We start from the raw sequence: 26,009 nt of genomic DNA, 5'->3' as shown, positions 1-26,009 counted from the left end.
CTTTTTCGTGGTTTTAATAGTTTAAAAAATAATCATATTAGTTGGGTGCTTTTTTACGGTTTATTTACGTTACATTCGGTAGAACTTGTTTTATTTTGATCATTGTTAATATTTAACAGGACAAAATAATGAGTAATTTACTCATGGCTAGACATAATATAGCTGACGAAGAAGCGGTCCCTGAATCCATGCCATCTGCGCGTCAATGCTGCGATATTGAAGATATTCTATTTTCAGAAGAAATCGAAAACTATCTGCAGCACTATCCCAATACCCGTCATGTTGAGATTTGCCTGCACGATCTGAATGGTCATGTCCGCGGCAAGCGCATAGATATTGTCGGTCTAAAAAATATTGCACAAGGCTGTTATTTCCCAATGTCTATTTATGCCATGAGTCTTGATGGAGAAGTGATTGAAGAATCGGGTTTAGGAAAATCGATCGGTGAGCCGGATTATTTATGTAAACCTATATTGGGAAGCCTGCAGCCCTGCGCTTTAAATCCAGAGTCCAATGCACAGTTATTCCTAACCATGAAAGATGACAATCATCAAGATTGCGAAGTTGAACCGCGCAATATTTTAAAAAAAAGTTTAAGAGCGCTGCATGATCAAAACTTTTATCCTTGCATGGCCGCAGAATTGGAGTTTTATTTATTTGACAGCAATGAAAAATCTGGCTCCAATCAGATTTATTTAAATCAATGTTTTGATGTGAATGCGCAAGATAAATATCAAGACGTTCTGGATGAAATTGAACGGATTGCCCTTTTGCAGGGGATTCAGATTACAGGCTTAGTCTCGGAATCATCTTCCGGACAATACGAAATTAATATTCAGCATAGCGGTGATATTTTGAAGCTATGCGATCAGATCATGATGCTAAAGCGCACCATTAAGCAAGTCGCTGTAGAACATGGGTTACATGCAAGCTTTTTGGCTAAGCCTGATCTGAATAAAGCGGGCAGCGGCATGCACTTTCACATGAGTTTGTTAAATCAAGACCAGCAGAATATTTTCAGCATGAAGCAGAATCCTTTACCGTCACGGCAATTATTAAAGGCGATCAGCGGGCTGATAGTCTTGCTGCCGCCGTCCATGGCCGTGCTTGCCCCGAATGTAAACTCATTCCGCCGGTTTAAAGCTGGAAACCATGTGCCCTTAGAAGCTAATTGGGGCGTGAATAACCGCAATGTGGCCATTCGCATACCATGTTCGGACAATGAAAATCAACGCTTGGAATATCGTGTTGCAGGTGCGGATTGCAATCCTTATTTAACTGCAGCCCTGATTTTGATCGGCACACTGCATGGGTTGACACAGAATCTGGAAATTCCACAGCAAGCCACTCAGATAAAAAATAAACATCAGCCGCACTTTTTAAGTACGAATCAGCTGGATGCTTTAACATTTTTTCACCGGAATACTGTTTTGCAAAAATATCTCGGCAAAAGATTTATGGAATTATGGTGTGCAGTTAAACGTGCTGAGCATCAGTATATGTACAGCCAAATTACTTTGATCGAACAACATTGGGATATTTAACTGCTTAAAAATGTATAACACGATAAATAATGAAGATGATGCTAGAAATCAGAAGCTCAATGAAGAATTATATTTGAAGTATAGTTTACAGGAAATTGATTCTGACATTTTAGTAAAGAAATACCAGTATGCGTCAAAAAGTATGAAAAAAATAATTCATACTATTTTTAAAGAAAGAGGTTTTAATCGAAGTGAGATAGATCATATATTGAAATCACTCAAGTAAAATAATTATGCCAATAGTATTGCTGATACTATTGGCATTTAACTTTTAAAAAGATTTAGTCAGGGTGAATACTGCTTCAGTTTTTACCCCTTTTTTATTTTGACTTGTAAAGTCTTTGGTTTTTAAATTACTACCAACCGCTGCTAATTCTGCATTTATTCCCATTGGCTTATAGCGGTAAGTTGCACCAATTTTCCAATCAAAAAAATGGTCTTTTGCTTCAGAACCATAGATGTCCTGATTTGCTTTGGAATAACCTAAGCTAACATTTGTGCCAAAATTAGTTTGAGCAATCGGTGTAGCATATAAGACATTAAAATACCAATTTGAGATATCTTTACCTATACTGTCACTGGCAGCTTTGCCGCCATAGTTATAGGTATAGCTTATGCTTGGTGTAAAGCTATCGTTCTGATGCAGCAACGCATTAAAGATCATTTTGAAATAGTATTCATTATAATTTAAATCGCTGTTGCCGATGTAATTGTAGCGCAGCATGCCAAGATCAACTGCAGGATGGATTGAACCTAGCGCGATTGGCGTTGTATAGCCGATCTGGGGATCCAGTTCTAAATTTACTTCGTCATCAAAATCAACATTCGATGCAAATGCAGCAAGATAAAATCCTGAAGCATGGCTTAAAACAAAGTTTCCCTGCAAGGCCGGATCATTCTGGGTTTGCGTTTGGCCGCGCCAGCGGTAGTCGCTGGCCAATGATACATTACCTGAAAAGCTTAAAGCGGGAGAGCTTTCATCTCCAGTAGCAAAAGCATAACTTGAATAGAGCGGTATAAGGCTAAAAAGTAGATGGTATAATTTTTTCATAACACTTTAAATTAGTAGTCATTGAAGTAATGTATGTTATGGTTTAATTTATTGATATATAATAAAATTATCGTAAATTTTGCGTAAAATAAGTATAAAATTTAAGATGAATATTTTTTAAAGTAATAAAAATCAGTATTCATATTGTCTAAAAGACGTTTGCATATGAACTTTAATAAGCTAGATGAATTTGACCCCTTTGTTTTTAGAACTACAGGCTTTAACAGTATTCGGACTTTGGCTGCACGGCTGAGTTATTACCATATGGCATTAAATAGTTTGCTGTCTTGCTTACCATTGCAACTCACTTTAAGAGGGAAAAGCACCACACAAAGCTATCGTCAACCGGTGTATTACGTGGATCTGACTTTAAGAGATGGGATTAGCTTGAATGAGGCGATTATTCAGGCGAAGCAAATTGATGAACAGAGCAAGCAGGCGGGGTTTTATCAGGAAGCTTTAGACTTTACCGCAAGGAAGGGTTTTGCCAATGCACGGTTTGAAACGGATATAGAGGAAGGGTTAGAGGTGCTGGAGGAATACTACCCTGAACAAGAACAAAACCGTACGGTGGAGCAACAAGCTTCGCATGAAGGGTTTGTGCAGGATATTCAGCAGGGGTTGCAGCAATCAGTCAGACCCGTCAACTAATCGGTTGGTTGGAAAAGAGCAGCTTTCTAGGTTGCTCTTTTTTACGACAGTATTAGTCGTGGGAGTCGTCAAAGTACTATTTTAGCTATAGTTATCCCGTTAAAATAACAAGACTTAATTAATCTCTATTTTTTTTGTTAAGTGCATGACTTTTAATAGGTCGCAGATATGCTAACTTAGCAACATTGTTTAACATTAAGTATAAAACCAAAGCGGTTGATCTTGGATTGAGGAAATAAAATGCATTCATTGGAACAAAAATTTCTAAATGACTTAGATGACAAGCTTTGGAAAGCCGCCGATAAATTACGCAGCAGTCTAGATGCAGCCAACTATAAGCATATTGTTCTCGGGCTGATTTTCTTAAAGTACGTTTCAGATGCTTTTGATGAACGGCAATCTGAACTCAAAGAATTGTTTGCACAAAAAGACGACCACAACATCTATTACATGCCGCGTGATCAGTACGACAGCGAAGAAGAATACCAACAGGCTATTGCTGATGAACTAGAAATACTGGATTACTACCAAGAAAAAAACGTATTTTGGGTGCCAAAAGCAGCACGTTGGTTAAGTATCCGTAATGCAGCAGCACAAGCGATTGGCTCTATCATTTGGCAGGATGAACAAGGGCAAGATGTCAAACTACGCTCTGTATCCTGGCTGATTGACAATGCCTTTGATGAAATTGAAAAAGCCAATCCAAAACTAAAAGGTATTCTGAATCGTATTGGACAGTACCAACTGGACAATGATAAGTTGCTTGATCTGATCAATACTTTTTCTGACACCAGTTTTACTAATCCAGAATATAACGGTGAGCAACTCAGTCTGCACAGTAAAGATATCCTCGGGCACGTCTACGAATACTTTTTGGGACAGTTTGCCTTGGCTGAAGGCAAGCAAGGTGGGCAGTACTACACACCTAAAAGTATTGTTACCTTAATTGTTGAAATGTTGCAGCCTTATAAAGGGCGAGTGTATGACCCTGCAATGGGTTCAGGTGGATTCTTTGTATCCAGTGAAAAATTTATTGAACAACATGCTCAGGAAAAGCATTACAAAGCCTCCGAACAGAAAAAGCATATTTCTATCTATGGTCAGGAGAGCAACCCGACCACATGGAAACTGGCAGCCATGAACATGGCGATTCGCGGGATTGATTTCAATTTTGGTAAAAAGAATGCTGACAGCTTTTTAGATGATCAGCATCCAGACTTGCGTGCTGACTTTGTGATGGCCAACCCGCCTTTTAACATCAAGGATTGGTGGCATGCTTCTTTAGAAAGTGATGTGCGCTGGAAATACGGCACACCGCCACAAGGCAATGCTAACTTTGCTTGGATGCAGCACATGCTGCACCATTTGTCACCTACAGGCAGTATGGCATTGTTGCTTGCCAATGGTTCGATGAGTTCCAATACCAATAATGAAGGTGAGATCCGTAAGAACCTGATTGAAGCCGATCTGGTGGAATGTATTGTCGCATTACCAGGACAACTATTTACCAACACGCAAATTCCGGCCTGTATTTGGTTCCTAACCAAGGACAAAAAGAATGGCTTGTCTTTAGATAAAAAGAAAGCCAACCGTGAAGGCAAGACTCTGTTCATCGATGCCCGTAATTTGGGCTATATGAAAGATCGCGTACTGCGTGACTTTACCGATGCTGATATTGCCAAAATCACCCAGACCTTGCACGCATGGCAGCAGGGAGAGAACTTTGAGGGTGAAAAGTATCAGGATGAAAAAGGTTTCTGCTTCTCTGCTGAGTTAAAAGATATTCAGAAGCACGACTATGTACTGACTCCGGGACGTTATGTCGGTGCAGTAGAACAGGAAGATGATGGCGAGCCATTCGCTGAGAAAATGCTACGTTTGACTACCCAACTGAAAGAGCAATTTGCTGAAAGTACTGTCTTGGAAAGTGAGATTAGAAAGAACCTAAAGGGCTTGGGCTATGAGTTCTGATCATTCTTTATTGCTGGAAATTCAGAAGGGCGAAAGTCAAACCCTGGAATTTAAAGAGCAGTTACCTAAAGGGCAACAGGTGGCAAAGACCCTGATTGCTTTTGCCAATACCAGTGGTGGTAAATTGGTGGTTGGTGTGAGTGATGATCGCCAGCTCATAGGTATCCAAGGAGATATTTTTGAGTTGCAAGATCAGATCACTTCGATGATCAATGAGCTGTGTGCGCCAAATATCCTGCCGTATATTTATATCGAGAATATCCAAGGCATTGAGTTGCTGGTGATTGAAGTCAGTCGTGGTTCATTATTGCCTTATTATCTCAAGCCGCAAGGCAAGGCACAGGGAACTTATATCCGTTTGGGTGCAAGTAATCGTGTGGCATCGCCTGAGTATATTCAGCAACTTGAATTGCAACGTCTGAACCAGACTTTTGATGAGCAGCCGAATCCACAATACAGTTTAGATGACATTGATTTACAGCCTTTAAAGCAAGCCTTTGCTGAGGTGGGTAAAGAGTTGTCTTTGCAGAAAATGCGGAATCTCAAATTGATCATTCAGCAGAATGGACAGGATTATCCTAGTCATGGGTTACTCATTTTGTTGGGGCTTTATGAGCAGGTTGAAATCAAATGTAGCCGCTTTAAAGGCACGACCATGACAGTATTTTTGGATAAAAAAGAATACCGTGGCGACTTATTTAGTCAGTTGAAGCAAACAGAGCAATTCATCAAGAATCATCTGCATCTACGTGCTGAAATTTTAGGGTTACAACGTACAGAAAGTTATGAAATCCCCATTCCTGCTATTCGTGAAGCCTTGGTGAATGCAGTGTTACATCGTGACTATAGCAATGCAGGGCGTGATATTAAGGTTGGCATCTATGATGACATCCTGAATATTGTATCCCCGGGTGGCTTGCCCAATGGTCTGACTGAAGAGGATTTAGCGCAAGGTCGTTCCGAGATCCGTAATCGTGTCTTGGCGCGGGTATTTAAAGAACTGGGTTATATCGAGCAGTGGGGTAGTGGGATTGCCCGTATTAAAGATCTATGTTTGCAGGCAGGCAATGTCGAACCTCAACTGAAAGCACAAGGCGATTTTGTCGATTGGGAGTTTTACCGTCCTTCGATTGAGCAATTAGGTGGCTCAATAGGTGGCTCAATAGGTAGCTCAATCCAAGAAACTATGCTGACAGATCGTCAAAAAGAGATTTTAGTTTTAATTCAACAGAACCCGAAAATTTCCTATCGTGCTATGGCGGAGCAGCTCAGTATTAATGAGTCAGCAGTAAAGAAGCATCTGAATCATTTAAAAGATGCGGGTTGGCTTGAGCGTGTGGGTGGGACTCGGGGCTATTGGGCGATTAAGAAAGAGTTTGGGGGTGTGGTGTGAGTTTTACATCGAGAATTAAAATCGAAGATTTGATTAATAATGGTTCTATTCTTGTCCATAAAGATGGAAATCATGGAGCAAAATATCCAAGAACTGAAGAATTTGGTGAGTTGGGAGTGCCCTTTCTTACTGCTAAGTTATTAGATAATTCAGGAAATATTGATTTATTAAAGGCACCCCGTCTAGCTAAAGAAAAAGCGCAAAAATTTACATTTGGGTTTGTTCAGTCGGAAGATGTGTTGCTATCACATAATGCAACTGTTGGAAGAGTGGCTGTTATGCCACAAGTTGATGAACCTATTCTAATTGGCACGTCTTTAACCCATTTCCGGCTTGATAAATCTAAAATTTTACCTACATATTTAGCTGCTTATTTTTCAGGGAAGGATTTTCAGGATCAACTCGCGGCAGTAATGAGTCAAACTACGAGAAACCAAGTTCCAATCACTTCTCAGCGTAAACTTTATATTGAGCTGCCATCAATAGAGATACAAGCAGAGATAGTTAAATATATAGACTCAATTGATAATAAAATTAGACTAAATAACAAAATCAATCAAACCCTAGAATCTATCGCCCAAGCCATTTTTAAAAGTTGGTTTATCGACTTTGATCCTGTGCGTGCCAAAATTGCAGCAAAACAAGAAGGAAAAGACGCTGAGCTTGCTGCCATGTGTGTTATTAGCGGTAAAAGCGAAGAAGAGCTTAAGCAAATGGCTGAAGATGATTTTGCTGAGCTACAAGCGACTGCTGCACTGTTTCCTGATGAGTTGGTGGAGAGTGAGTTAGGGGAAGTGCCGAAGGGGTGGGATGCAATAGCTTTAGGAAATTTTCTTGAAATTAAACGAGGTGGCTCCCCTAGACCAATTCAAAACTTTATGGCGCCTACAGGATATCCATGGGTTAAGATTGCTGATGCAACAGCTGATCCTTCGCCTTTTTTATTTAAAACAAAAGAATTTATTATAAAAGAAGGGCTGAGAAAAACTGTTTATCTCAAAAAAGGTTCGTTAATATTAACAAATAGTGCAACACCCGGATTACCTAAGTTTTTAGAATTAGATGCATGTATTCATGATGGATGGTTATATTTTCCTCAAAAAAAACATTTTTCAGATAATTACTTATATTTCTTATTCTTAAAATTAAGAACTCAACTAGTTGCTCAGGGTAATGGTAGTGTTTTTACAAACTTAAAAACAGATATTTTGCGTAATCAAGTTGTTTTAGTACCAACTAAAGAGGTTATTGAAAAATTTGATCTTCAAGTTGGCAAGATATTAGAAATGATGAAAACTCAGTGTATTCAATCCAGTAACTTATCTGATTTGAGAGATACCCTATTACCAAAACTATTGTCGGATAAGGTTAGTGTATTGGGTTTTCAGGGTGAGGTGGCTTGAACATGAGTGTTTTTAATATTTATTGTGATGAAAGCTGTCATCTTGAAAATGATGACTTTTCTGCAATGGTACTTGGTGCAGTATGGTGCCCAGATTCACATCATAAGTATTTAGCAAGAAAAGTTAAGCAACTCAAAAAAGAGTTTGAGATCTCTGCAAATAATGAAATTAAATGGACGAAAGTTTCTAAAAGCAAACTCCCATTTTATAAAGCACTCTTAGATTTATTTTTTGATGAACCTCTTCTTTATTTTAGAGGCGTTGTGATTCCAGATAAAAGTAAATTAAATCATGCAAACTTTATGCAGAGTCACGATGATTTTTATTATAAGCAATGGTACTTACTGCTGAATCGTTTAATTGCGCCAAATCATAATTACAAAATCTATTTAGATATCAAAGATACTAAGGGACAAGAGAAAGTAACAAAGTTGCGTGAGGTTTTATGCAATGCGAATTATGATTTCGATCGCACTATTATCCATTCAATAGATTTGGTGCAATCACATGATGTTTTGTTGCTACAGCTAGCAGACTTGTTTATAGGTGCCTTATCGTATTTGCATAGAGGGCTAAAGACGAGTGAAGCGAAGCTTGAACTCATTCATTATTTACAAAATCGTTCACAGTTGAGCTTGCAGATAAGCACATTGCTTAAAGCGGAAAAGTTTAATTTGTTTATATGGAGTCCTCAATATTGAATACTCCTCCTGAACTGATTGCTTTTGCGGGATTTGATAGCTGGAATGACTATGAAAATGAAATCTATGCTGTTTATTTAGAAACAGTCGTCAATGCCAACTTATTATTTTTAAATACACCCGTAAAAGTCAGATTTCGTCCGACAACAAAAGATAAAGCTTTTGGCTTTTGGCATTTGATTTCTGAAGCTGCAGATCAAAATAATAAAAATGAAGAGGACAGACTTCCAGATCTAAAGCGTTGTGAGAGAATTCGGTGGGTGGCTTGGTGTATAACGAATGCACATCAAGCAGGTTTTCTATATTGGGAAAATCAGCGCGGTAGAGAAACACATGTTGTTATTTGGGCGGAACATCTGGATTTTGTTGTTATTTTAGCTAAGCGTAAAACAGATTTAGATGAAAAATATTATTTATTGAAAACAGCGTATTGCCTAAGAGAGCATACAAAACGGAAACTTAGAAAAGAATATGAAAGTTTTCATACCCCTAAAAAAGGCTAAAGCCCCGATATATTGCTATATAAGGACTTCGTATACTCCTTCTACACTAGGTAGATGAGCTAGGCACATTATAAGTAAACTGATATAGGGTCGCAATAGCAGTTACAAAAGATAATGTCTATATAAATAGTAATTAGAGACCAGAATTTAAAGTTTAAATGAATAGGGGGAATCCATGAACGAAACACAACTCGAAAATCTCTGCCTCGACTGGTTCACCGAAAATGGCTGGGGAGTCGTTCATGGTATTGATATTGCGCCCGACAGCAGTAATCCTTTACGCAAAGACTATAAACAAGTCTTAATTGAATCAGACCTACATGCTGCATTTGAACGATTAAATCCACACTTGCCTATGAGTTGTTTTGAGCAGGTTTCGCAAAAACTGAGCAAGCCTGAAAGTTTGGACTTAGTCATTAATAACCGTACTTTCCACCGTATGTTATTGGAAGGTGTACCTGTCACCTATAAGAAACAGGACGATTGGGTGCATGACCATGCCTTCTTGGTAGATTTTAATCATGTAGCAAACAATCGCTTTGTGGCGATAAATCAATTTACTATTCTAGGCACCAAACAACCTAGACGCCCTGACATCATCTGCTTTATCAACGGTATTCCTTTTGCTGTGTTGGAACTAAAAAGCCCAACTGATGAAAACGCGGATATTTGGGATGCCTTTAACCAGCTGCAAACCTATAAAGAAGAAATCTCCGATCTGTTTGTCTTTAATGAAGCTTTGGTAGTCAGTGATGGCATAACAGCTCGTGTCGGTTCACTAACGGCGAATCAGGAACGCTTTTTACCGTGGCGTACCATCAAGAATGAAGATGATAAACCCGCTTTAGAATGGGAGTTAGAGACAGTTATTCGAGGCTTCTTTGACCAAGAATTGTTTCTGGATTACGTTCGATTTTTTGTGTTATTTGAAACAGATGGCGAAAAGACCATTAAGAAAATTGCAGGCTACCATCAGTTCCATGCAGTCAGGGAAGCAGTCCAAGCCACCATTGCAGCAGCCAATCCGAATGGGGATAAGAAAGCAGGCGTTGTATGGCATACCCAAGGCTCGGGTAAAAGTATTTCCATGTGTTGCTATGCAGGCAAGCTGTTACAGCAGCCTGCCATGCACAACCCAACCTTGTTAATCGTGACTGACCGTAATGACTTGGATGGGCAGCTTTTTGAAACCTTTAGCAATGCTCAAGATTTATTAAAACAAACGCCAGTACAAGCCAATAACCGTGATGAGCTGAGAAAGTTTTTAGCTGAGCGTGAGTCTGGCGGGATTATTTTTACCACGGTACAAAAGTTTGCATTACTGGAAGGTGAGAGTGAGCATCCATTACTGAATGGACGCCACAATATCGTGGTGATGTCGGATGAGGCACATCGTAGCCAATATGGTCTGAAAGCAAAACTAAGTAACGATGGTACGTACAAGTTTGGCTATGCCAAGCATATGCGTGATGCTTTAAAGAATGCTGCTTTTATTGGCTTTACTGGAACCCCGATTTCGAGTGAAGATAAAGACACCCGAGCTGTCTTTGGCGACTATGTTTCCATTTATGACATTCAGGATGCCGTCGATGATGGTGCAACCGTCCCAATCTACTACGAGTCACGCTTGGCAAAGCTAGATATTAATCAGGCTGAAATCGAAGAGTTATCTGATCAAGTCGATGATGTGGTGGAAGATGAGGAAGATGTTGGTAACCGAGAAAAGACCAAAAGTGAGTGGAGCCGACTAGAAAAGCTGGTGGGTGCCACACCACGGCTGAAACAGATTGCTGCGGATTTAGTCGCACACTTTGAAGCCCGTACCGAAGCCACGGCGGGTAAAGGCATGATTGTGACCATGAGCCGCGAAATCTGTGTCCACCTTTACAATGAGATTATTGCCTTACGTCCAGATTGGCACGACCCTGATCCTGAAAAAGGCAAAATCAAAATTGTGATGACAGGTTCAGCTTCAGATAAACCATTGTTACAGCCACACATTTATAACAAGCAAGTCAAAAAACGTCTTGAGAAACGCTTTAAAGATGTGAATGATCCTTTGCAGGTAGTGATCGTGCGCGATATGTGGCTTACAGGTTTTGATGCACCATGCACGCACACCATGTATATCGATAAGCCAATGAAAGGCCATAACCTCATGCAGGCAATTGCACGCGTGAACCGGGTATTCAAAGATAAGCAGGGTGGACTAGTTGTTGACTATATCGGCATTGCCAATGAATTGAAGCAAGCCTTAAAAACCTATACCGATGCCAAAGGGAAAGGTGAGCCGACTTTACGTGCAGAAGAAGCCTATGCAGTGCTTGCTGAAAAGATGGATGCAATACGAGGAATGTTCGCCAAAACCAACGAGCAGGCAGGTATGGATTTGGGTGCTTATGAAACTCAGGCACACCGACTGATTATCCCCGCAGCTAACTATGTGCTGAGCTTAAAGGATGGTAAAAAGCGTTTTCTTGATTTAGTTCTGGCAATCAATAAAGCCTTCTCTTTATGCAGCACCTTGGATGAAGCGAAGAAGCTGCACAAAGAAATTGCCTTTTACTCAGCCATTAAAGCAGTCATTAGCAAGCATACCTCTGTAGATCGTAAACTGTCGCAAGCGGAAAAGGACAGTACGCTAAAACAGATTCTGGACAATGCTGTCATTGCTGATGGCGTAACAGATGTCTTTGCAATGTGTGGTTTGGATAAACCCAACATTGGCTTGCTTTCAGATGAGTTCTTGGAAGATGTACGGCAGATGCCATACCGTAACTTGGCAGTTGAACTGTTGGAAAAGTTACTCAATGACGGCATTAAGGCAAAGACACGAAACAATGTGGTACAGGAAAAACGCTTCTCTGACCGTTTGCAGGAAACCTTGAGGAAATACAATAACCGAGCGATTGAAACTTCTCAGGTCATTGAAGAACTTATTCAAATGGCAAAAGAGTTTCAGGCCGAAATGCAGCGTGAAGCTGCACTTGGTTTGAATCCTGATGAAATCGCTTTCTACGATGCCTTGGCGAATAATGAAAGTGCGGTCAGAGAGCTTGGAGACGATACGCTGAAACAGATCGCACGAGAGATTACAGAGAAGCTACGGAAATCAACGACGGTCGATTGGCAGGTTCGGGATAGTGTGCGTGCTCAGCTGAAAATATTAGTACGTCGTACTTTGCAGCGTTGGAAGTATCCACCTGATAAAGCAGCTGAAGCGATTGAGTTAGTGATGAAGCAGGCTGAGCAGTTGTCGAATGCTTGGACGAGTGGATAAGTCAAATTCAATCAATATTAGACTTGTAAATGATCCAAAACTCCATACATATTTTTTAAATGAATTATAAGGACAAAATATTTTTTATCCTTATAATTCATTGTCTTTAGTGAGGAAATAATACTAAAATAGCAATTTGATTAAATGAAATATAACACTTTTTTGTAAAATCGAAATTTTAATGAAAATTAAAATATTAAATTAAGGGGTAGCACCAGAATGAAAGGTACATTATTAGATTTTAGTATTCAAACAAATGAAGGGATTATTACTGGTCAAGATAATAATCGATATAAGTTTACAGGTGCTGAGTGGAAAGAAAATGTTTCCCCAAGCCGCGGACAGCAAGTCGATTTTGAAGTCAGTGAGTCTGGTCAGGCTGTTGGTATTTATCTTGAGTATCCAGCTCAAGCTCTAGCAAAAAAACAAATTTCTGCATCAACAGGCACAGCTGTAGAATTAAAAGATGAAGCAAATTATAACCTTCTCGACTGGTCAATGAAATGTATGCGGAAGTATGTCGATTTTTCTGGGCGTGCAAGACGTAAAGAGTATTGGTATTTCTACCTATTCCAGATTATTGTCGGATTCGGTCTAGGGATAATTGCTGCCATACTTGACTTAAGTGATGATGGGTTGAATGGTATTATGGCTTTGATGTATTTAGTCTTTTTACTACCGAACTTATCTGTTCTTGCACGCCGACTGCATGACGTGAATCGTTCTGGATGGTGGATGCTTATTTCATTGACAATTATTGGACTTATTCCTCTATTTATTTGGTTGGTTTCAGAAACAAAGCAAGAATCAAACCAATGGGGACAACCTGCAAAATAATTGAGCTAAGGGCTTTCTGCTAGTTTGTGGGAAGCCTTATTTTCTGTTCAAATTATGCTGCATCAAGTGAATGCTATACAATAAATTATGATTATCACCTTGGCACGTAATTGAGATAAGCATTGCTTTTTAAGTATTCGTAGACTTTGAGGATGCTGTGTTTTAATCTCAAGCATATTTTATTAACTTTTTTAGCTTTGACTGCCTGTTAAATTATCAGAATAAATAATAATGACTGGATATTTTACACCAAATTTACGCCACTAAAATTCAAAAATACTATAAATAATTGTTTTTAAAGGGTAAAATTTATCATGATGTCCAATCCATCATCGGCGCAACACTGATTCGTGGTTGAAGTTTATTTTCAATGGTGGTCAGATCAGTCATTCAAAATCACGCCTTAACGAAATGGAAGAAAGAAGAAGCAATCCATGCAATCACTCAGCTATTGGTTTTTGGCTAAAACCGGATCGGCTGACGTCGCAAAAAGAGGGCGTAATACTAGCATAAAATCAGAAAAACCACCCGGCGAACTTGAGCTAGCCCGGTAAATCCAGGGAATGAAAAAAGAAATAAAATTGGAATTCCCAGTCAAGTTGGAATGGTATATTTTGATAGGAGAAAGATGAAGATAAAAATTTTAGAAATAAGGAGAATAATCATGTTGTTATTGGAGGAAATTTATAAAAGCCATAAAGCACAAAATTCGGCACATTTTAATTTAAGAATTCATCGGGGCTTAGGCTGGTTTAAAAAATCGCTAGACTTGGATCAGGATCTGGATTTTAAGTTTATCAGCCTGTGGATCAGCTTTCAGGCGATTTATGCAGATGAGAGTGATCTAGTTCAAGATCAAAGCAAGCTGCAGCAGTTTCTGGAAACACTCTGCCAAAAGGATCTGGATCAGAAAATTAATCATATTCTCTGGGAAAAATACAGCCAGCCGATCTGCTCACTCTTGGCCAATCCCTATGTGGAACAAAGCTTTTGGGATTATCGTCATCAGAAAATTAGTCTGGAAAGCTGTCAAGCTGATCTGGAAGTACAGAAACAGAATATAGAGAATGCTTTAAAAGAACGAAATTCTGTTGAAATTTTAGCTGGAATATTTCAGCGTTTATCTACCTTGCACCATCAGATAATGCAGGGTGGCGCCACGTATCACAGCTCGCTGAATTATAAATCATTAGAGGAGAGCTGCCGAATTCTGGCAGCCTTATTGCCGGTTTTTATCTGTATTTTATTAGAAAACTCACAAACTCTTGATCTGAATAAGCCTTATTATCCGGCGGCGCAAGTCAGCTAGATATAGTCAAAATACTTATGCAGTTATGCGGGCCTGATGCCATTGATCCAGCAGGGCGAACAAGGTAGCGCACAAAGCTAGCCCAAGTCCTGTCATACAGGTCATGCTCCAGCCCCCGTGATGCCAAGCATAAACCCCTAAGGCTGAACCACAGGCACCGCCTATAAAATACAAGGTCATATACAGTGAATTGACCCGTGATTTGGCATCCGGGCGCAGGCGGAAAATCACGTTCTGGTTACAGCTGTGCGTAATCGCGAGCCCCAGATTTATCAGTCCATAACCCAGAATATAACTGAGCAAGGATACCGCACCAAAATATAAAAACAGCCAGCTTCCCATCAGGATAGAACAACCGATCCAGCTCAGTGTTTTGATATGGCCACGATCGGCCCATTTGCCAATGAACTGCGTGGAAAGTGCGCCAAATACACCGACCAGCGTGACCAGTCCGACCATGACATCAGAAAGCTGAAAAGGTTCCTGTGTCAACAGCAGAGCGATGGTGGAGAACAACATACTCATGGCAGCAAAAGCACACGCACCTGTAAGTGAACGCAAAACCAGTCGTGGTTCCTGCTTGAGTAATATCCCCATAGATTTAAAAATCGCTGTATAGCTGATTCTCAGACGTGGCAGGCTCGGTAGTTTTCCTCTCAAATAAAAACTTAAGGCCAGCATACTTATGCCACTGACGATATAAATCATTTTCCAGTGAAACAGGTCGGAAAATAATCCGGCAATACTGGTTGAGAGCAGAATGCCCACCAGTAATCCGCTCATCAGGAAGCCCACCACTTCTCCAGTTTTTTCCGGTTTGACCGCCATGGTGGCCAAGGGAATCAGAATCTGTGCAGCCACGGAAAACAGTCCGGCAATGATAGTGCCGACCCAGAGCATTGGCAGATTTACCGCACTGGCACAAATAAATAAACCTGCTGCTGCACCCAGCATGAGAAAGGGGATCAGTTTGCTTTTATTCAGCATGTCCCCTAAAGGCACAATAAACAGCAGGCCCAGGGCATAAGAGATTTGAGCAAAAGTGACAGTAAGCGCCACTTGTGATTCAGGTACCTGATAATACTGCTGAATCGATGAAATCAGCGGCTGGCAATAATAGTTAGCGCCGGCACATAAGCCGCATGCAATCGCCATCAGCCATAATAAGGGCTTATTTTGACTAATATCGAGGGGCGTGTGCATAGGGCTAACCTTGTATTCAGACCGGAAGAACTTAAATGAGGAATTAGAATAATGTTCAAATTGAGGGCACTATAGGTCAGAAGTTCTCGCTTTAAAAGTAGAGAAATATTGCCAGCATTGAAAATCGTTAGAACTCAGGCAGCTTAAAGAAAGAAGTGCAATTTTAAATAGAAAATATGAGTGAATGTTTGCAGAATTTTTTATCTTTTGATAATGGGGTTGCTTCATTAAAGCGCAGCTTGATCTAGAAACAATAAAAAAGGAGCACTCAGCCAAAAAAGTGGAATATTTACTCTATTTTGTTGCGCAAATTTGGTGCAAAAATGGGATTTCCCATTTTGAATCAAGTTCAGTACATTAATATAATAAATAGTACGCAAGGTTTTTTTCTACCCTTTATCTGACTGTTTGAGACTTGGGTCTTATAAAATTTTGGCGATTATTTTTTTGTCAGATGTATCAATTATGTCTGATGAAGATCTGCTCAAAACAAATTCTATCATTTCATAAAATACGATTTTAACATCTAAAAACAGTGCTCTTGCTTGAGTACTAAATCTGTCAAAAAAGTCAAAACTAAAAAAACGACGCAGCTAAAGTGCCGCTATCTATAGGGACTAGAGAAATTGAAAGTCTGCTTCTGAATCAAGAAATACAGCAATCATTGTCAGAATCATCAATGTAACAAAATAAATCAGAAATTCGCGCTTATTTACGCCAGCAAAATCTGGATATTTCATTCAGTGGAATGAATATCGTTTATAAAATCATCGAATATGAATAGCTAGAGAATTAAATAAATGTGCTATTGCAGCATCATTTTTATGAATCATCAGTTCAAAATATAGGTATTTATTAAATAAATAGTAGGTGGTAATTTCAAACAGTTTGATTAGAATCCAAAAATTCAACAAGAACACATCCTGAGGGGAAGCATCGTTTACACGATGTTTACTTAAGAAAAATTAGCTTGAGGAACGCTCATGCAGATCGGAATTCCAGCCGAAACTGTTGTCGGTGAAAATCGCGTCGCTGCGACGCCAGAGACAGTAAAGAAATTGATCAGCGCAGGACATAGCGTGATTATCGAACGTGGTGCAGGTGTTAAAGCTGCCTATATCGATAGTGCCTATGAACAAGTTGGTGCCAAAATTACGGATGATGCCTATACCGGCAGTCAGTTGATTTTAAAAGTTCGTGCACCGAAAGGTGAGGAAATTCAAAAACTCAACCCGAACACCACTATCGTGGCAATGTTTGATCCTTACCGTAATACTGAGCTTGACCAATTCGCGGCACAAAACGTGTCTGCATTTGCATTGGAACTTTTGCCACGGACCTTGTCTCGTGCGCAGAACATGGATGTCTTGTCTTCTCAAGCCAACCTTGCAGGTTATAAGTCAGTGCTTTTGGCTGCGGCTGAATACCAGCGCATGTTCCCGATGCTGATGACTGCTGCGGGTACGGTTAAACCGGCCCGTGTGGTGATCATGGGTGTCGGCGTAGCGGGTCTGCAAGCGATTGCCACTGCAAAACGTTTAGGTGCCATCGTTGAAGCCACGGACTTGCGTCCAACTGCCAAAGATCAGGTTGAATCTTTAGGTGGTAAATGGTTAGACGTACCGATGTCTGCTGAAGAGCAGCAAAAAGCTGCAGATGCTGCTAAAAATGGTTATGGCTGGATGCCGGGTGAAGAATACATCCGCGATCAGGCTGCAATTGTTGATAAAGCGGTATCAAATGCTGACATCGTGATTACCACAGCGCTTTTACCAGGTCGTGATGCACCGCGTTTAATTCGTGCTGAAACAGTTGCGAAAATGAAACCAGGTTCAGTGATTCTGGACATGGCAGTAGAGTCTGGCGGCAACGTCGAAGGTTCGAAATGTGGTGAAACAGTCCATACCGACAACGGTGTCAAAATTCTCGGCATTCCAAATATTCCATCGACTGTATCAACTGAAGCCTCTGCTTTATACGCTCGTAACGTATTTAACTTCGTTGAAACACTATTTGATGCAGATAAGAATTTTGTCCTGAATCAAGAAGAAGAAATTCAAAAAGCCCTACTTGTCACTCATGGCGGCCAAGTGCTGCTGAAACGTGGTTAAGGAGAAGACTCATGGTTGAAACAATTACGATTTTTGTCCTTGCCATTTTCGTAGGTTACTACGTGGTGTGGGGTGTAACGCCAGCATTGCATACGCCGTTGATGGCGGTCACCAATGCCTTGTCATCGATTATTATTGTCGGTGCGATGATTCAGACCGTTGGCCTGCCGGTGATCGGCGTTGAAGGTAGCGTAGATTTCCAGACCATTAATGTGGTGAGCGTGCTTGGTGCAATTGCGGTGTTCCTGGCCAGTATCAATATTTTTGGTGGCTTTGCAGTGACTGCACGTATGCTGGAAATGTTTAAACCTAAGCAAAAGAAAAAAGAGGGTTAATCCATGGAAATGATTCGAGAATATGCGGATTGGTTCTACCTGATTGGTGCCGTTCTTTTTATCCTGACGCTACGTGGTTTATCAGGTCCTAAAACTGCGATTGCCGGTAACCGTTACGGGATGATCGCGATGGCCATTGCGGTCGTGACTACTTTCTTTGTGGCTGAGAATCCAGTCGTCTGGATGATCATTGGCGCAATGGTGCTGGGTGCAATCGTGGGTATTGCCCGTGCACGTACAGTTCCAATGACCCAGATGCCAGAAACTGTAGCACTTATGCACTCACTGGTCGGTCTGGCTGCAGTCCTGATTGCAGTAGCGGCGATTATTCATAACAACAAACTGATTGAACTTGGTCCAGACCTATTGGCTGCCAATGGTGTGAATTTCCATGAAATGAGCCGTGTTCATTTATTTGAACTGTTTGTGGGCTGTTTCGTAGGTGCGATTACCTTCACTGCATCAGTCTTTGCTTACGGCAAACTGGCTGCAAAGAAATGGGCAAAAACCATTTCAGGTGCGTGGGTGAAACCGGTTCAGGCGATCATCTTTATTGCAATGTTAGGTTTTGGTGTTCACTTCTTCCTGACTGGCAATATGACCTCGTTCTGGGCAATGACAGGTCTTGCACTGGCATTCGGCTGGGTGTGGATTGCACCAGTCGGTGGTGGTGATATGCCAGTGGTGGTATCTCTACTTAACTCATTCTCGGGTTGGGCAGCAGCTGGTATTGGTTTTACCCTGGAAAACAACATGTTGATCGTTGCAGGCTCACTGGTGGGTTCTTCAGGTGCCATTCTGTCTTACATCATGTGTAAAGCGATGAACCGTTCAATCATCAACGTTTTGTTTGGCGGTGCGATGGGCGGTGCAGCTGCGCCAACAGCAGGGGCTGGTGAACAGGTTCAACGTAATCACCGTTCTGGCTCGGCAGATGACGCAGGCTTCCTGATGTCAAATGCAGACAGCGTGGTGATTGTACCGGGTTATGGTATGGCGCAAGGCCGTGCACAGAATGCGGTAAAAGAATTGGCTAACTTGCTGAAAGAGCAGGGCGTAACGGTTCGTTTCGCGATTCACCCTGTAGCAGGTCGTATGCCGGGTCATATGAACGTACTCCTTGCTGAAGCGGACGTACCGTATGAAGATATCCTGGAAATGGACGAGATCAACTCGGACTTCCCGGCAACAGATGTGGTGCTAGTCATTGGTGCGAACGACGTTGTGAACCCTGCGGCGAAAGATGATCCAACATCGCCAATTTATGGTATGCCAATTCTGGAAGCCCATAAGGCACGTACGATTATGGTGATCAAGCGTTCTATGGCAACCGGTTATGCGGGTCTCGACAATGACTTGTTCTATAATGACAAGACCATGATGATCTTTGGTGATGCCAAGAAAGTGGTGGAAGATATGACCAAAGCCATTAATGGTACAGGTCACTAATCATCTAAATCATTAGAATCCTCCTAAGTCCCCCTTTAATAAAGGGGGATTTTTTATTTTATATCTTGGGAAAAGGATGATTGAGTGGTCATCGAACGTCTATGTTGATGATGAATTGATCCTAAAATACCAATCAAATCGGTGCATAAGACAAGATGGAAATTAAAAAATAGCGAACAGATTGAGTTGTATTAATGCTTATAAAGTTAGATGAACAGGCAATAAAAAAGCGACCTACACAGGTCGCTTTTTTGAATATTCGGTTTTTACGCTACAGAGTCAGTATCTGTAGGATTGCGCCATAAGCTTTCTAGGTCATAGAATTTACGCGCTGTTGGAAGCATACAATGAACCACCACATAACCAAGGTCGATGAGGATCCATTCAGCATCACGTTCGCCTTCAATACCAAGAGGGCGGAAGCCAGCTTTACGTGCTTCTTCAGCAACGTTATTGGCCAATGATTTGATGTGACGTGTCGATGTACCGCTTGCAATGACCATAGCATCAGCAACATTACTGATACCGCTGACATCAAGCTCAACAATTTCTTTTGCTTTTACATCTTCAAGTGCAGCATGTACGACTTTTAAGCAGTCCTGTACAGCTTGAGAATTTGAATTCATAGTAAGATCGTGAGAATTAGAAGCGCTGGGCGATGGTTCTAAATTCATGGGGAGTGTAATTTCCTAACAATTATGCATGGTCTAATATAGCGGTTTTAGTCCTGAATTTCAAATGAAGCCGCAGTCCACTCAGTCATGCTCCGGAAAGAACTCAGCTTTCCAGTCAAAGGAATCGTTGGAATGTCCGCTAGGTTTATACTCGGCAGCGACATAACCTTGATATTGACTATGTTTTAACCACTGAAATATATCATGATATTGAATTGAACCCGTATTGGGTTGATGCCGTCCCGGACAATCCGCAAATTGGATATGACCAATCGAGGCAATATTTTCTTGCAAAGTTTCTAAGACATCTTCGCCCATCATTGCCATGTGGTAACAGTCGTACTGCATTTTTAAGGCCGGATGATGTACCGCTTCCAGCATTTCTTGGGCTTGGGCAACATTTTGAATCAAAAAACGTGGCATATCGGTGCCATTGATCATTTCGAAGACCGGTTCAATTTGATGCTCAAGCAGCATTGAACAGGCCATTTTTAGGTTACTCGCCAGCGTATTCAGGCAGGGTAAAAGATCACAATCCCTAGGCTGTTTTCCTGCCAGAATGTTCACCCGAGGTACATTCAATGCGGTAGCATACTGGATGGCCTGCTCAACCGCATGACGAAACTCGATTTCCTGTCCTGGAATGCCAGCCAGACCATGACCACCCTGCATTAAATCACCTGCCGGCACATTAATCAGGCACAAGTTTAGCTGATGGGTGCTGAGCTGGTTTTGAATCTGGCCAATCGTAAGTTCATAAGGAAACTGGATTTCCACATGATTAAAGCCCTGTGCACGAGCCAGCGCGAAACGTTCGATCAGCGGCACTTCGGTAAAAATCATCGACAGGTTGACGGCAAGTTTAATCATGTCTTTCTCTTCAATATTCAAGGCCGCATCAATCAAGCGTTATGAATGTTTTAGTTGCTGGATTACAGTAGCCAGATCTGCTTCGGCAAAGCCTTGGGCTTGATGAGCATGTAACTGCGTTAAAGCTTGAGTCGCCACCGGAACATCCAGATCAAAGCTTTGGGCCAGTTGTACGGCATTATTCAGATCCTTGGACAAGGTCTGGACTTTCCATTGCACTGGTACAAAAGTCTGCGTGGCCATACGCGGCGCCAGAATCTGAAAAGGTTTGGAGTCGGCAAAACCACCTGCCAACGCTGGTGCCAGTAAGCGTGTATCTACCCCGGAAAGGCCAGCCAGGGCTACGGCTTCTGCAATCAGGGTACTATTAGCAGCCACAATCAGCTGATTACAGATTTTGGTTGCCTGACCGGTACCTGTATCACCCATACGGGTGACGCGCTGTGAAAGTACTGCATAGATCGGATCAAAATCTTCAATAGTCGCGGCATCACCACCGGCAAAAATCACCAGACTGCCTTGTTCGGCTCCAACTGTACCGCCTGAAACCGGAGAATCAATCCAGGTCACTTTCTTGGCCTGTGCTTGCGCGGCAAGTGTTTGAGTTTGTTGTACCGAAAGACTGGAAAAATCCACAATCACTTGCTCCGCAACCAAATACGGTTCGATCTGAGCAAAGATCGATTGCACTGCATGATCATCTGCCAGGCAGGTAAGAATCACCGGATAGTCGGCAATCTGGTCTAAAGATAGCGCAGTTGCCCCTAGATTCAGCAAGGGCTCACAGGCTGCTGGTGTGCGGTTCCAGACCGCCACCTGAAAACCTGCCTGAAGCAGACGCATAGCCATGCGAGTGCCCATTAATCCCATCCCTAAAAAGGCAATTTTAGTATCGCGATTCAACAGCATACTTTGTTTTATTCCTTTCCTTAATTCAGACTTGGTTTATTTGTATTGGCGTGGCACGAACTTGACTTCTGGGTTCTTGTCCTTTTTACGGGCCAATTGACTGTTTTTACCCAGCAGCAATTTCAATTGCCAGATTTTTTCCATACGCAGGGATTTATTCGGACGATGCTGCATGGCATCCAGTACAAATTTAGAGGCCATCAGCGCATCTGGAGAACGTTGCAGCATTTCTTCAGCCAAGGCTTGTGCTCTCGCCAATGGCTGTTCATCGACATGGGTGATCAGACCGATTTCTTTGGCATATTCGCCCTCAAAAATCCGGGCAGTCAAAGTCAGCTCTTTTGCCAGATCAATACCAATCAGGCCTTTCAGTGAGCGGCTGAGTCCCATGTCTGGCACCAGTCCCCAACGTGTTTCCATGATCGACATTTTGGTCTCAGGATGGGCAATGCGGATATCTGCGGCCAGAGCAAGCTGCATCCCGGCACCAAAACAGAAGCCCTCCATTGCGGCAATCACCGGAACAGGTAATTCTTGCCAGACCAGAAATGCTTTTTGAAACAGGCTTTGACCCGGACGAATCAGCTCCCAGGCAGCATAAGCACGATTTTTAGGATTATTTAAATCGGCCAGATCAATACCGGCACTAAAGACTTGAGCTTCACCCGTTAAAATCACACATCGGATGCTTTTATCTTTTTTGATTTTTTGTGCAGTCGCGACCAGTTCGCGCAGCAGGGCAAAGCTCATGGCATTGCGTTTATCCGGACGATTCAGTGTAACAGTGGCAATGCCGTTATTTTTTTCCAAGCGCACGAGTGACATGGCATTCTTCCTTATTTTTCCTGGCTTGAGCATAGCATGCAGCCTTTAGGCTTGCATGACAGCTCAGTCACACTTCTTAAGTCATGGACTGAGCCACTTCAGAGGTTTAATTCAAATGTTGCTTCAAAATTTGCTGGGCAGCCTGTTCAACCTGTTCAACCACGGCTTTGAGTTCATCAAAATATTTCAGCACGTCCTGAACAAAGTTTTCATCGGCCTTACGGCGTTCTTTGCGCAGGGTTGAAACGAACTGTTCAAAGCCACCGGTGACTTTCTGTAAAGTCGGTGCACCGACATAGCGGGTCGCGCCATAGAGACGATGCAGCACATGTTCCAGTTGTGGGAAATCTTCCAGTTCAATCAGTTGCTGCATTTCATCGAGTTCATCCGCAAAGCTGTCCACCAGCATGCGTAACAGATCTACCGCCAGATCTTCCTTATTGGCTGCCAGTTGCAGACTTTGCTGCCAGTCCAGAATATTTGGATCCAGAGCATCAATCACATTGGCACGTTCCAGTACCGGAATCCGTTTAAAATGCTCGGTGGTCCAGTGCGTCAAAATTTGGATAATCTGCTCGATCTGGATCGGCTTGGTGACATAATCATCCATGCCGTTTTGCAGCAGTTTATGTTTTTCATCAGAAAGTGCATGCGCCGTCAGTGCAATAATCGGCAGGCGGCTATGATTTTCAAAAGTTGATTCCAGCGAGCGAATAGCACGGGTGGTATCGATCCCCGACATGACTGGCATCTGAATGTCCATAAAGACCAGATCAAATGCTGGCTGTTCCTGTTCATAACGGCGCTGAATAATATCGATCGCTTCCTGCCCGCTGAGGGCTTTGGTCGTGGTGACATTGAGTTCACCCAGCAAGGCTTCCAGAACAATCAGGTTGGGTAAGTGATCATCCACGGCCAGAATATGCAGGCCTTGACCATTAAATTCTTCATGCTGTTCCTGGTCGAAGACCGGCTGATTGCCGAGTAACTGAATCAGCGCGCTGCGGCTGAGTGGCTGATGCAGGGCACGGGCACGATGGTCATTGAGCATGCTTGGATCTAGTTGCATCTGATAACCATAGACAGCCAGATGACCCTGATAACGTGAACGGATTTCGCGTAACAAGACTTCACTGTCACCACTATGATCGACGATCAGCCAGGTATTTTCGCTATTCTGTAAATGATTCAGACGGCTAAACAGATCCAGAATTGATGCACATTCAATATGTTTAACCTGATAATTTTCCAGATAATGCCGCAGCACATTCGCAGTTGCCGGATGTGCAAGATAAGACACCACGGTCAATTCGCTAAAATCTGGATGCTCAATCACGGTATCTTCATCGACCAGGAACTGGGCAGTAAACCAGAAAGTAGAGCCTTTTTCGGTTGGAGCACGTTCCTGATTGTCTTCAAAACCAATCTGGCCATGCATCAGGCTGACCAGCTGTTTGGAAATTGCCAGACCAAGACCGGTACCGCCAAACTGACGGGTCACCGAGGTATCACCCTGCGAGAAGGACTCAAACAGCTTTTTACGGTCGGTACCACTCAGGCCAATGCCGCTATCCTGTACACTAAAATGCAGCACACACTGATCCATTCCATCATGTTCCATGCGTGCCCGGACAATGATTTCTCCATCCGGAGTGAATTTGATCGCATTGGAAATCAGGTTGGTCAGAATCTGTTTAAATCGTAGCGCATCACCAATAATGTGTTTTGGCACACCATCTGCATAATAGAAGGCCATATCAATATGTTTTTGTGCTGCCAGAGGTGACAACATGTCCATCACATCAAAAATCGCTTCTTCCAGATCAAAAGGTGCCGTTTCTAGTTCCAGTTTGCCGGCATCAATTTTGGAAAAATCCAGAACATCATTGATCAGTGCCAGCAAATGCGCCGAAGACTTACGAATGGTCTGCAAATAAAGGCTCTGCTCGTTGCTGAGATTGCCCTGACGTAACAACAGATGAATAAAACCATCAATACTGTTCAGCGGGGTGCGCAATTCATGGGAAATATTGGCCAGAAACACCGACTTGGCCTGGTTGGCCGAGATCGCCTGGTCGCGTGCCTGACGATAGGTAATATTCTGGACTTCTAAAGTGTCGAGGGTGCGGCGTAAATCGTCTTCGGTCTGTTCGGTATGTTCACGCAGTTCCAGAAAGCTGAAATGCAAACGTTTCACCACATTGGCGATATCACGTTGCAATAAACGCAGCTCGCCGGTGCTGTTAATCACCATATGCTGGCCGAGGGTATCGGCATTCAGGCGTTGCAATTGCATGCGAATCTCATACATTGGGGCGATCCAGCGCCGTGAGTAGAAATTCAAGCAAAGTAATAACAATAATAAGGTCAGTAATCCGGTCGCAATCAGTACGATCAGTACTCGGTAACGGGCAATTGCTAGCGGCTGGTTATCCAGTTCGATCGCCAGCCAGCCGGTAGAAAAAGTGTTTTCATTCACTTTAATGGCATAGATATGATTATCTTGATGCAGAATCGGACCAACAAAATTGCCGCTTTTCTCAAATTCTGGCCAAGGCGCCTGTTCCTGAAAACCGATGCCCAAACGGTTCTTGCCATTTTCATCCAGAACTGCTGCCCGAACCAGATGCTTTTCATTCAGCATGTTCTGCATGGCGTTGTGAGCTTGGTCATATTGCCATGGATACAGGTTCAAGATATCCAGGGCATATTCTGAAGTGCCTTGAAAGCGAGTCAGAATCGCAATGGCCATCTGCTTCTGCTGGGCACGTGCGGCATTTGAGGTTTCAGTCAACACCAGCATGGCACCGACACAGGCCAAAATGGTAATCGGCACAAAAATCAGCGCAATCAGCTGTCCATAGGCATGATTTAAGTGTAGGCGTTTAAACAGCTTTTTGTTGATCGTTGACATGATTTAAGCAGTATTTTCTTTATGCCTGGCATATTAGCATGCTTTAAATCGACAGTTAAAATTTAAGCATAATTTT

Annotated in this window: 20 protein-coding genes and 1 pseudogene; 14 read left to right on the top strand and 7 right to left on the bottom strand. The window is 42.2% G+C overall.

Going from position 1 to position 26,009, the window contains the following annotated elements; genetic code table 11:
* Window positions 1-128 precede the first annotated feature (128 nt).
* Together F893_RS14790 and F893_RS18440 are read left to right on the top strand one after the other, a co-directional pair.
* Window positions 129-1,544 (top strand): glutamine synthetase family protein, encoded by a 1,416-nt coding sequence (locus tag F893_RS14790; protein ID WP_005252866.1) that lies wholly within the window; start codon window positions 129-131, stop codon window positions 1,542-1,544.
* Between the two features lie 10 nt (window positions 1,545-1,554).
* On the top strand, window positions 1,555-1,770 hold the full coding sequence (locus tag F893_RS18440) for a hypothetical protein (protein WP_004692350.1): 216 nt from the start codon (window positions 1,555-1,557) through the stop codon (window positions 1,768-1,770).
* A 45-nt stretch (window positions 1,771-1,815) separates the two neighbouring features.
* On the opposite strand, the gene F893_RS14780 is transcribed toward F893_RS18440, so the two are convergent.
* Complete coding sequence (locus tag F893_RS14780; RefSeq protein WP_005252864.1) at window positions 1,816-2,595, bottom strand: TorF family putative porin; 780 nt, start codon at window positions 2,593-2,595, stop codon at window positions 1,816-1,818.
* 156 nt (window positions 2,596-2,751) lie between these two features.
* Between F893_RS14780 and F893_RS14775 the strand changes: the two are divergent.
* The 9 genes and pseudogenes from F893_RS14775 to F893_RS14735 all read left to right on the top strand — a co-directional run.
* Window positions 2,752-3,246 (top strand): annotated as a pseudogene (locus tag F893_RS14775) (hypothetical protein); the annotation flags it as partial.
* Window positions 3,247-3,486: 240 nt separating this feature from the next.
* Window positions 3,487-5,217 carry a class I SAM-dependent DNA methyltransferase gene (locus F893_RS14770; RefSeq protein WP_004281632.1) on the top strand — a complete coding sequence of 577 codons (1,731 nt, stop codon included), beginning with the start codon at window positions 3,487-3,489 and terminating at the stop codon, window positions 5,215-5,217.
* Entirely contained in the window at window positions 5,207-6,610 is a 1,404-nt protein-coding gene (locus F893_RS14765; RefSeq protein WP_005252859.1) for an AlbA family DNA-binding domain-containing protein, read from the top strand. The genes F893_RS14770 and F893_RS14765 overlap by 11 nt, the downstream gene beginning before the upstream one ends.
* Window positions 6,607-8,013: a restriction endonuclease subunit S gene (locus tag F893_RS14760; protein WP_005252857.1), complete on the top strand. Its 1,407-nt coding sequence runs from the start codon at window positions 6,607-6,609 to the stop codon at window positions 8,011-8,013. The genes F893_RS14765 and F893_RS14760 overlap by 4 nt, the downstream gene beginning before the upstream one ends.
* A 2-nt stretch (window positions 8,014-8,015) precedes the next feature.
* Complete coding sequence (locus F893_RS14755; RefSeq protein WP_005252855.1) at window positions 8,016-8,714, top strand: DUF3800 domain-containing protein; 699 nt, start codon at window positions 8,016-8,018, stop codon at window positions 8,712-8,714.
* Complete coding sequence (locus F893_RS14750; RefSeq protein WP_004281636.1) at window positions 8,711-9,217, top strand: hypothetical protein; 507 nt, start codon at window positions 8,711-8,713, stop codon at window positions 9,215-9,217. Before F893_RS14755 ends, F893_RS14750 begins: the two co-directional genes overlap by 4 nt.
* Before the next feature lie 175 nt (window positions 9,218-9,392).
* A complete protein-coding gene (locus tag F893_RS14745; protein WP_005252851.1) occupies window positions 9,393-12,497 on the top strand; it encodes a type I restriction endonuclease subunit R in 3,105 nt (1,034 codons plus the stop codon).
* 219 nt (window positions 12,498-12,716) lie between these two features.
* On the top strand, window positions 12,717-13,334 hold the full coding sequence (locus tag F893_RS14740; protein ID WP_004281638.1) for a DUF805 domain-containing protein: 618 nt from the start codon (window positions 12,717-12,719) through the stop codon (window positions 13,332-13,334).
* A 664-nt stretch (window positions 13,335-13,998) separates the two neighbouring features.
* Entirely contained in the window at window positions 13,999-14,643 is a 645-nt protein-coding gene (locus F893_RS14735; protein WP_005101804.1) for a hypothetical protein, read from the top strand.
* Between the two features lie 15 nt (window positions 14,644-14,658).
* Here F893_RS14735 and F893_RS14730 read toward each other — a convergent pair whose 3' ends face one another.
* Entirely contained in the window at window positions 14,659-15,846 is a 1,188-nt protein-coding gene (locus tag F893_RS14730) for an MFS transporter (RefSeq protein WP_005101807.1), read from the bottom strand.
* A gap of 983 nt (window positions 15,847-16,829) precedes the next feature.
* On the opposite strand from F893_RS14730, the gene F893_RS14720 reads away from it, so the two are divergent.
* From F893_RS14720 to F893_RS14710, 3 genes are read left to right on the top strand one after another with little or no spacing between them, the layout of a single operon-like run.
* A complete protein-coding gene (locus tag F893_RS14720; protein ID WP_004645141.1) occupies window positions 16,830-17,957 on the top strand; it encodes a Re/Si-specific NAD(P)(+) transhydrogenase subunit alpha in 1,128 nt (375 codons plus the stop codon).
* Window positions 17,958-17,968: 11 nt separating this feature from the next.
* Window positions 17,969-18,292: a proton-translocating transhydrogenase family protein gene (locus F893_RS14715; protein WP_004281642.1), complete on the top strand. Its 324-nt coding sequence runs from the start codon at window positions 17,969-17,971 to the stop codon at window positions 18,290-18,292.
* Between the two features lie 3 nt (window positions 18,293-18,295).
* On the top strand, window positions 18,296-19,741 hold the full coding sequence (locus F893_RS14710) for an NAD(P)(+) transhydrogenase (Re/Si-specific) subunit beta (RefSeq protein WP_005252850.1): 1,446 nt from the start codon (window positions 18,296-18,298) through the stop codon (window positions 19,739-19,741).
* Window positions 19,742-20,007: 266 nt separating this feature from the next.
* On the opposite strand, the gene rsfS is transcribed toward F893_RS14710, so the two are convergent.
* From rsfS to F893_RS14685, 5 genes are all read right to left on the bottom strand, one after another.
* The gene (rsfS, locus tag F893_RS14705) at window positions 20,008-20,415 is read right to left on the bottom strand and encodes a ribosome silencing factor (protein WP_004645144.1); all 408 of its coding nucleotides are present in this window, start codon (window positions 20,413-20,415) and stop codon (window positions 20,008-20,010) included.
* Window positions 20,416-20,496: 81 nt separating this feature from the next.
* Complete coding sequence (locus F893_RS14700; RefSeq protein ID WP_005101810.1) at window positions 20,497-21,285, bottom strand: hydroxypyruvate isomerase family protein; 789 nt, start codon at window positions 21,283-21,285, stop codon at window positions 20,497-20,499.
* Window positions 21,286-21,324: 39 nt separating this feature from the next.
* The gene (locus F893_RS14695; RefSeq protein ID WP_005101811.1) at window positions 21,325-22,194 is read right to left on the bottom strand and encodes an NAD(P)-dependent oxidoreductase; all 870 of its coding nucleotides are present in this window, start codon (window positions 22,192-22,194) and stop codon (window positions 21,325-21,327) included.
* Between the two features lie 36 nt (window positions 22,195-22,230).
* Window positions 22,231-23,019, bottom strand: coding sequence for a crotonase/enoyl-CoA hydratase family protein (locus F893_RS14690; protein ID WP_005101813.1), 789 nt, complete (start codon window positions 23,017-23,019; stop codon window positions 22,231-22,233).
* Between the two features lie 106 nt (window positions 23,020-23,125).
* Window positions 23,126-25,933, bottom strand: a complete 2,808-nt coding sequence (locus tag F893_RS14685) for a GacS-like sensor histidine kinase (RefSeq protein WP_004645149.1) — start codon at window positions 25,931-25,933, stop codon at window positions 23,126-23,128.
* Between the last annotated feature and the right edge of the window lie 76 nt (window positions 25,934-26,009).

Source organism: Acinetobacter sp. CIP 102136 (genome assembly GCF_000369685.1).
In the GTDB taxonomy this organism is placed as follows: domain Bacteria; phylum Pseudomonadota; class Gammaproteobacteria; order Pseudomonadales; family Moraxellaceae; genus Acinetobacter; species Acinetobacter fasciculus.
The sequence above is the reverse complement of the archived record's forward strand: the minus strand, read 5'-3'. Positions and strand labels throughout refer to the sequence as shown.

Bases quoted from the DNA above. Each gene is read 5' to 3' on its own strand.
- rsfS (WP_004645144.1), bottom strand. From the start codon at position 20,415: ATGAATTTAGAACCATCGCCCAGCGCTTCTAATTCTCACGATCTTACT.
- F893_RS14770 (WP_004281632.1), top strand. From the start codon at position 3,487: ATGCATTCATTGGAACAAAAATTTCTAAATGACTTAGATGACAAGCTT.
- F893_RS14790 (WP_005252866.1), top strand. From the start codon at position 129: ATGAGTAATTTACTCATGGCTAGACATAATATAGCTGACGAAGAAGCG.
- F893_RS14715 (WP_004281642.1), top strand. From the start codon at position 17,969: ATGGTTGAAACAATTACGATTTTTGTCCTTGCCATTTTCGTAGGTTAC.
- F893_RS14690 (WP_005101813.1), bottom strand. From the start codon at position 23,019: ATGTCACTCGTGCGCTTGGAAAAAAATAACGGCATTGCCACTGTTACA.
- F893_RS14700 (WP_005101810.1), bottom strand. From the start codon at position 21,285: ATGATTAAACTTGCCGTCAACCTGTCGATGATTTTTACCGAAGTGCCG.
- F893_RS14695 (WP_005101811.1), bottom strand. From the start codon at position 22,194: ATGCTGTTGAATCGCGATACTAAAATTGCCTTTTTAGGGATGGGATTA.
- F893_RS14735 (WP_005101804.1), top strand. From the start codon at position 13,999: ATGTTGTTATTGGAGGAAATTTATAAAAGCCATAAAGCACAAAATTCG.
- F893_RS14780 (WP_005252864.1), bottom strand. From the start codon at position 2,595: ATGAAAAAATTATACCATCTACTTTTTAGCCTTATACCGCTCTATTCA.
- F893_RS14710 (WP_005252850.1), top strand. From the start codon at position 18,296: ATGGAAATGATTCGAGAATATGCGGATTGGTTCTACCTGATTGGTGCC.
- F893_RS18440 (WP_004692350.1), top strand. From the start codon at position 1,555: ATGTATAACACGATAAATAATGAAGATGATGCTAGAAATCAGAAGCTC.
- F893_RS14740 (WP_004281638.1), top strand. From the start codon at position 12,717: ATGAAAGGTACATTATTAGATTTTAGTATTCAAACAAATGAAGGGATT.
- F893_RS14685 (WP_004645149.1), bottom strand. From the start codon at position 25,933: ATGTCAACGATCAACAAAAAGCTGTTTAAACGCCTACACTTAAATCAT.
- F893_RS14755 (WP_005252855.1), top strand. From the start codon at position 8,016: ATGAGTGTTTTTAATATTTATTGTGATGAAAGCTGTCATCTTGAAAAT.
- F893_RS14730 (WP_005101807.1), bottom strand. From the start codon at position 15,846: ATGCACACGCCCCTCGATATTAGTCAAAATAAGCCCTTATTATGGCTG.
- F893_RS14765 (WP_005252859.1), top strand. From the start codon at position 5,207: ATGAGTTCTGATCATTCTTTATTGCTGGAAATTCAGAAGGGCGAAAGT.
- F893_RS14745 (WP_005252851.1), top strand. From the start codon at position 9,393: ATGAACGAAACACAACTCGAAAATCTCTGCCTCGACTGGTTCACCGAA.
- F893_RS14720 (WP_004645141.1), top strand. From the start codon at position 16,830: ATGCAGATCGGAATTCCAGCCGAAACTGTTGTCGGTGAAAATCGCGTC.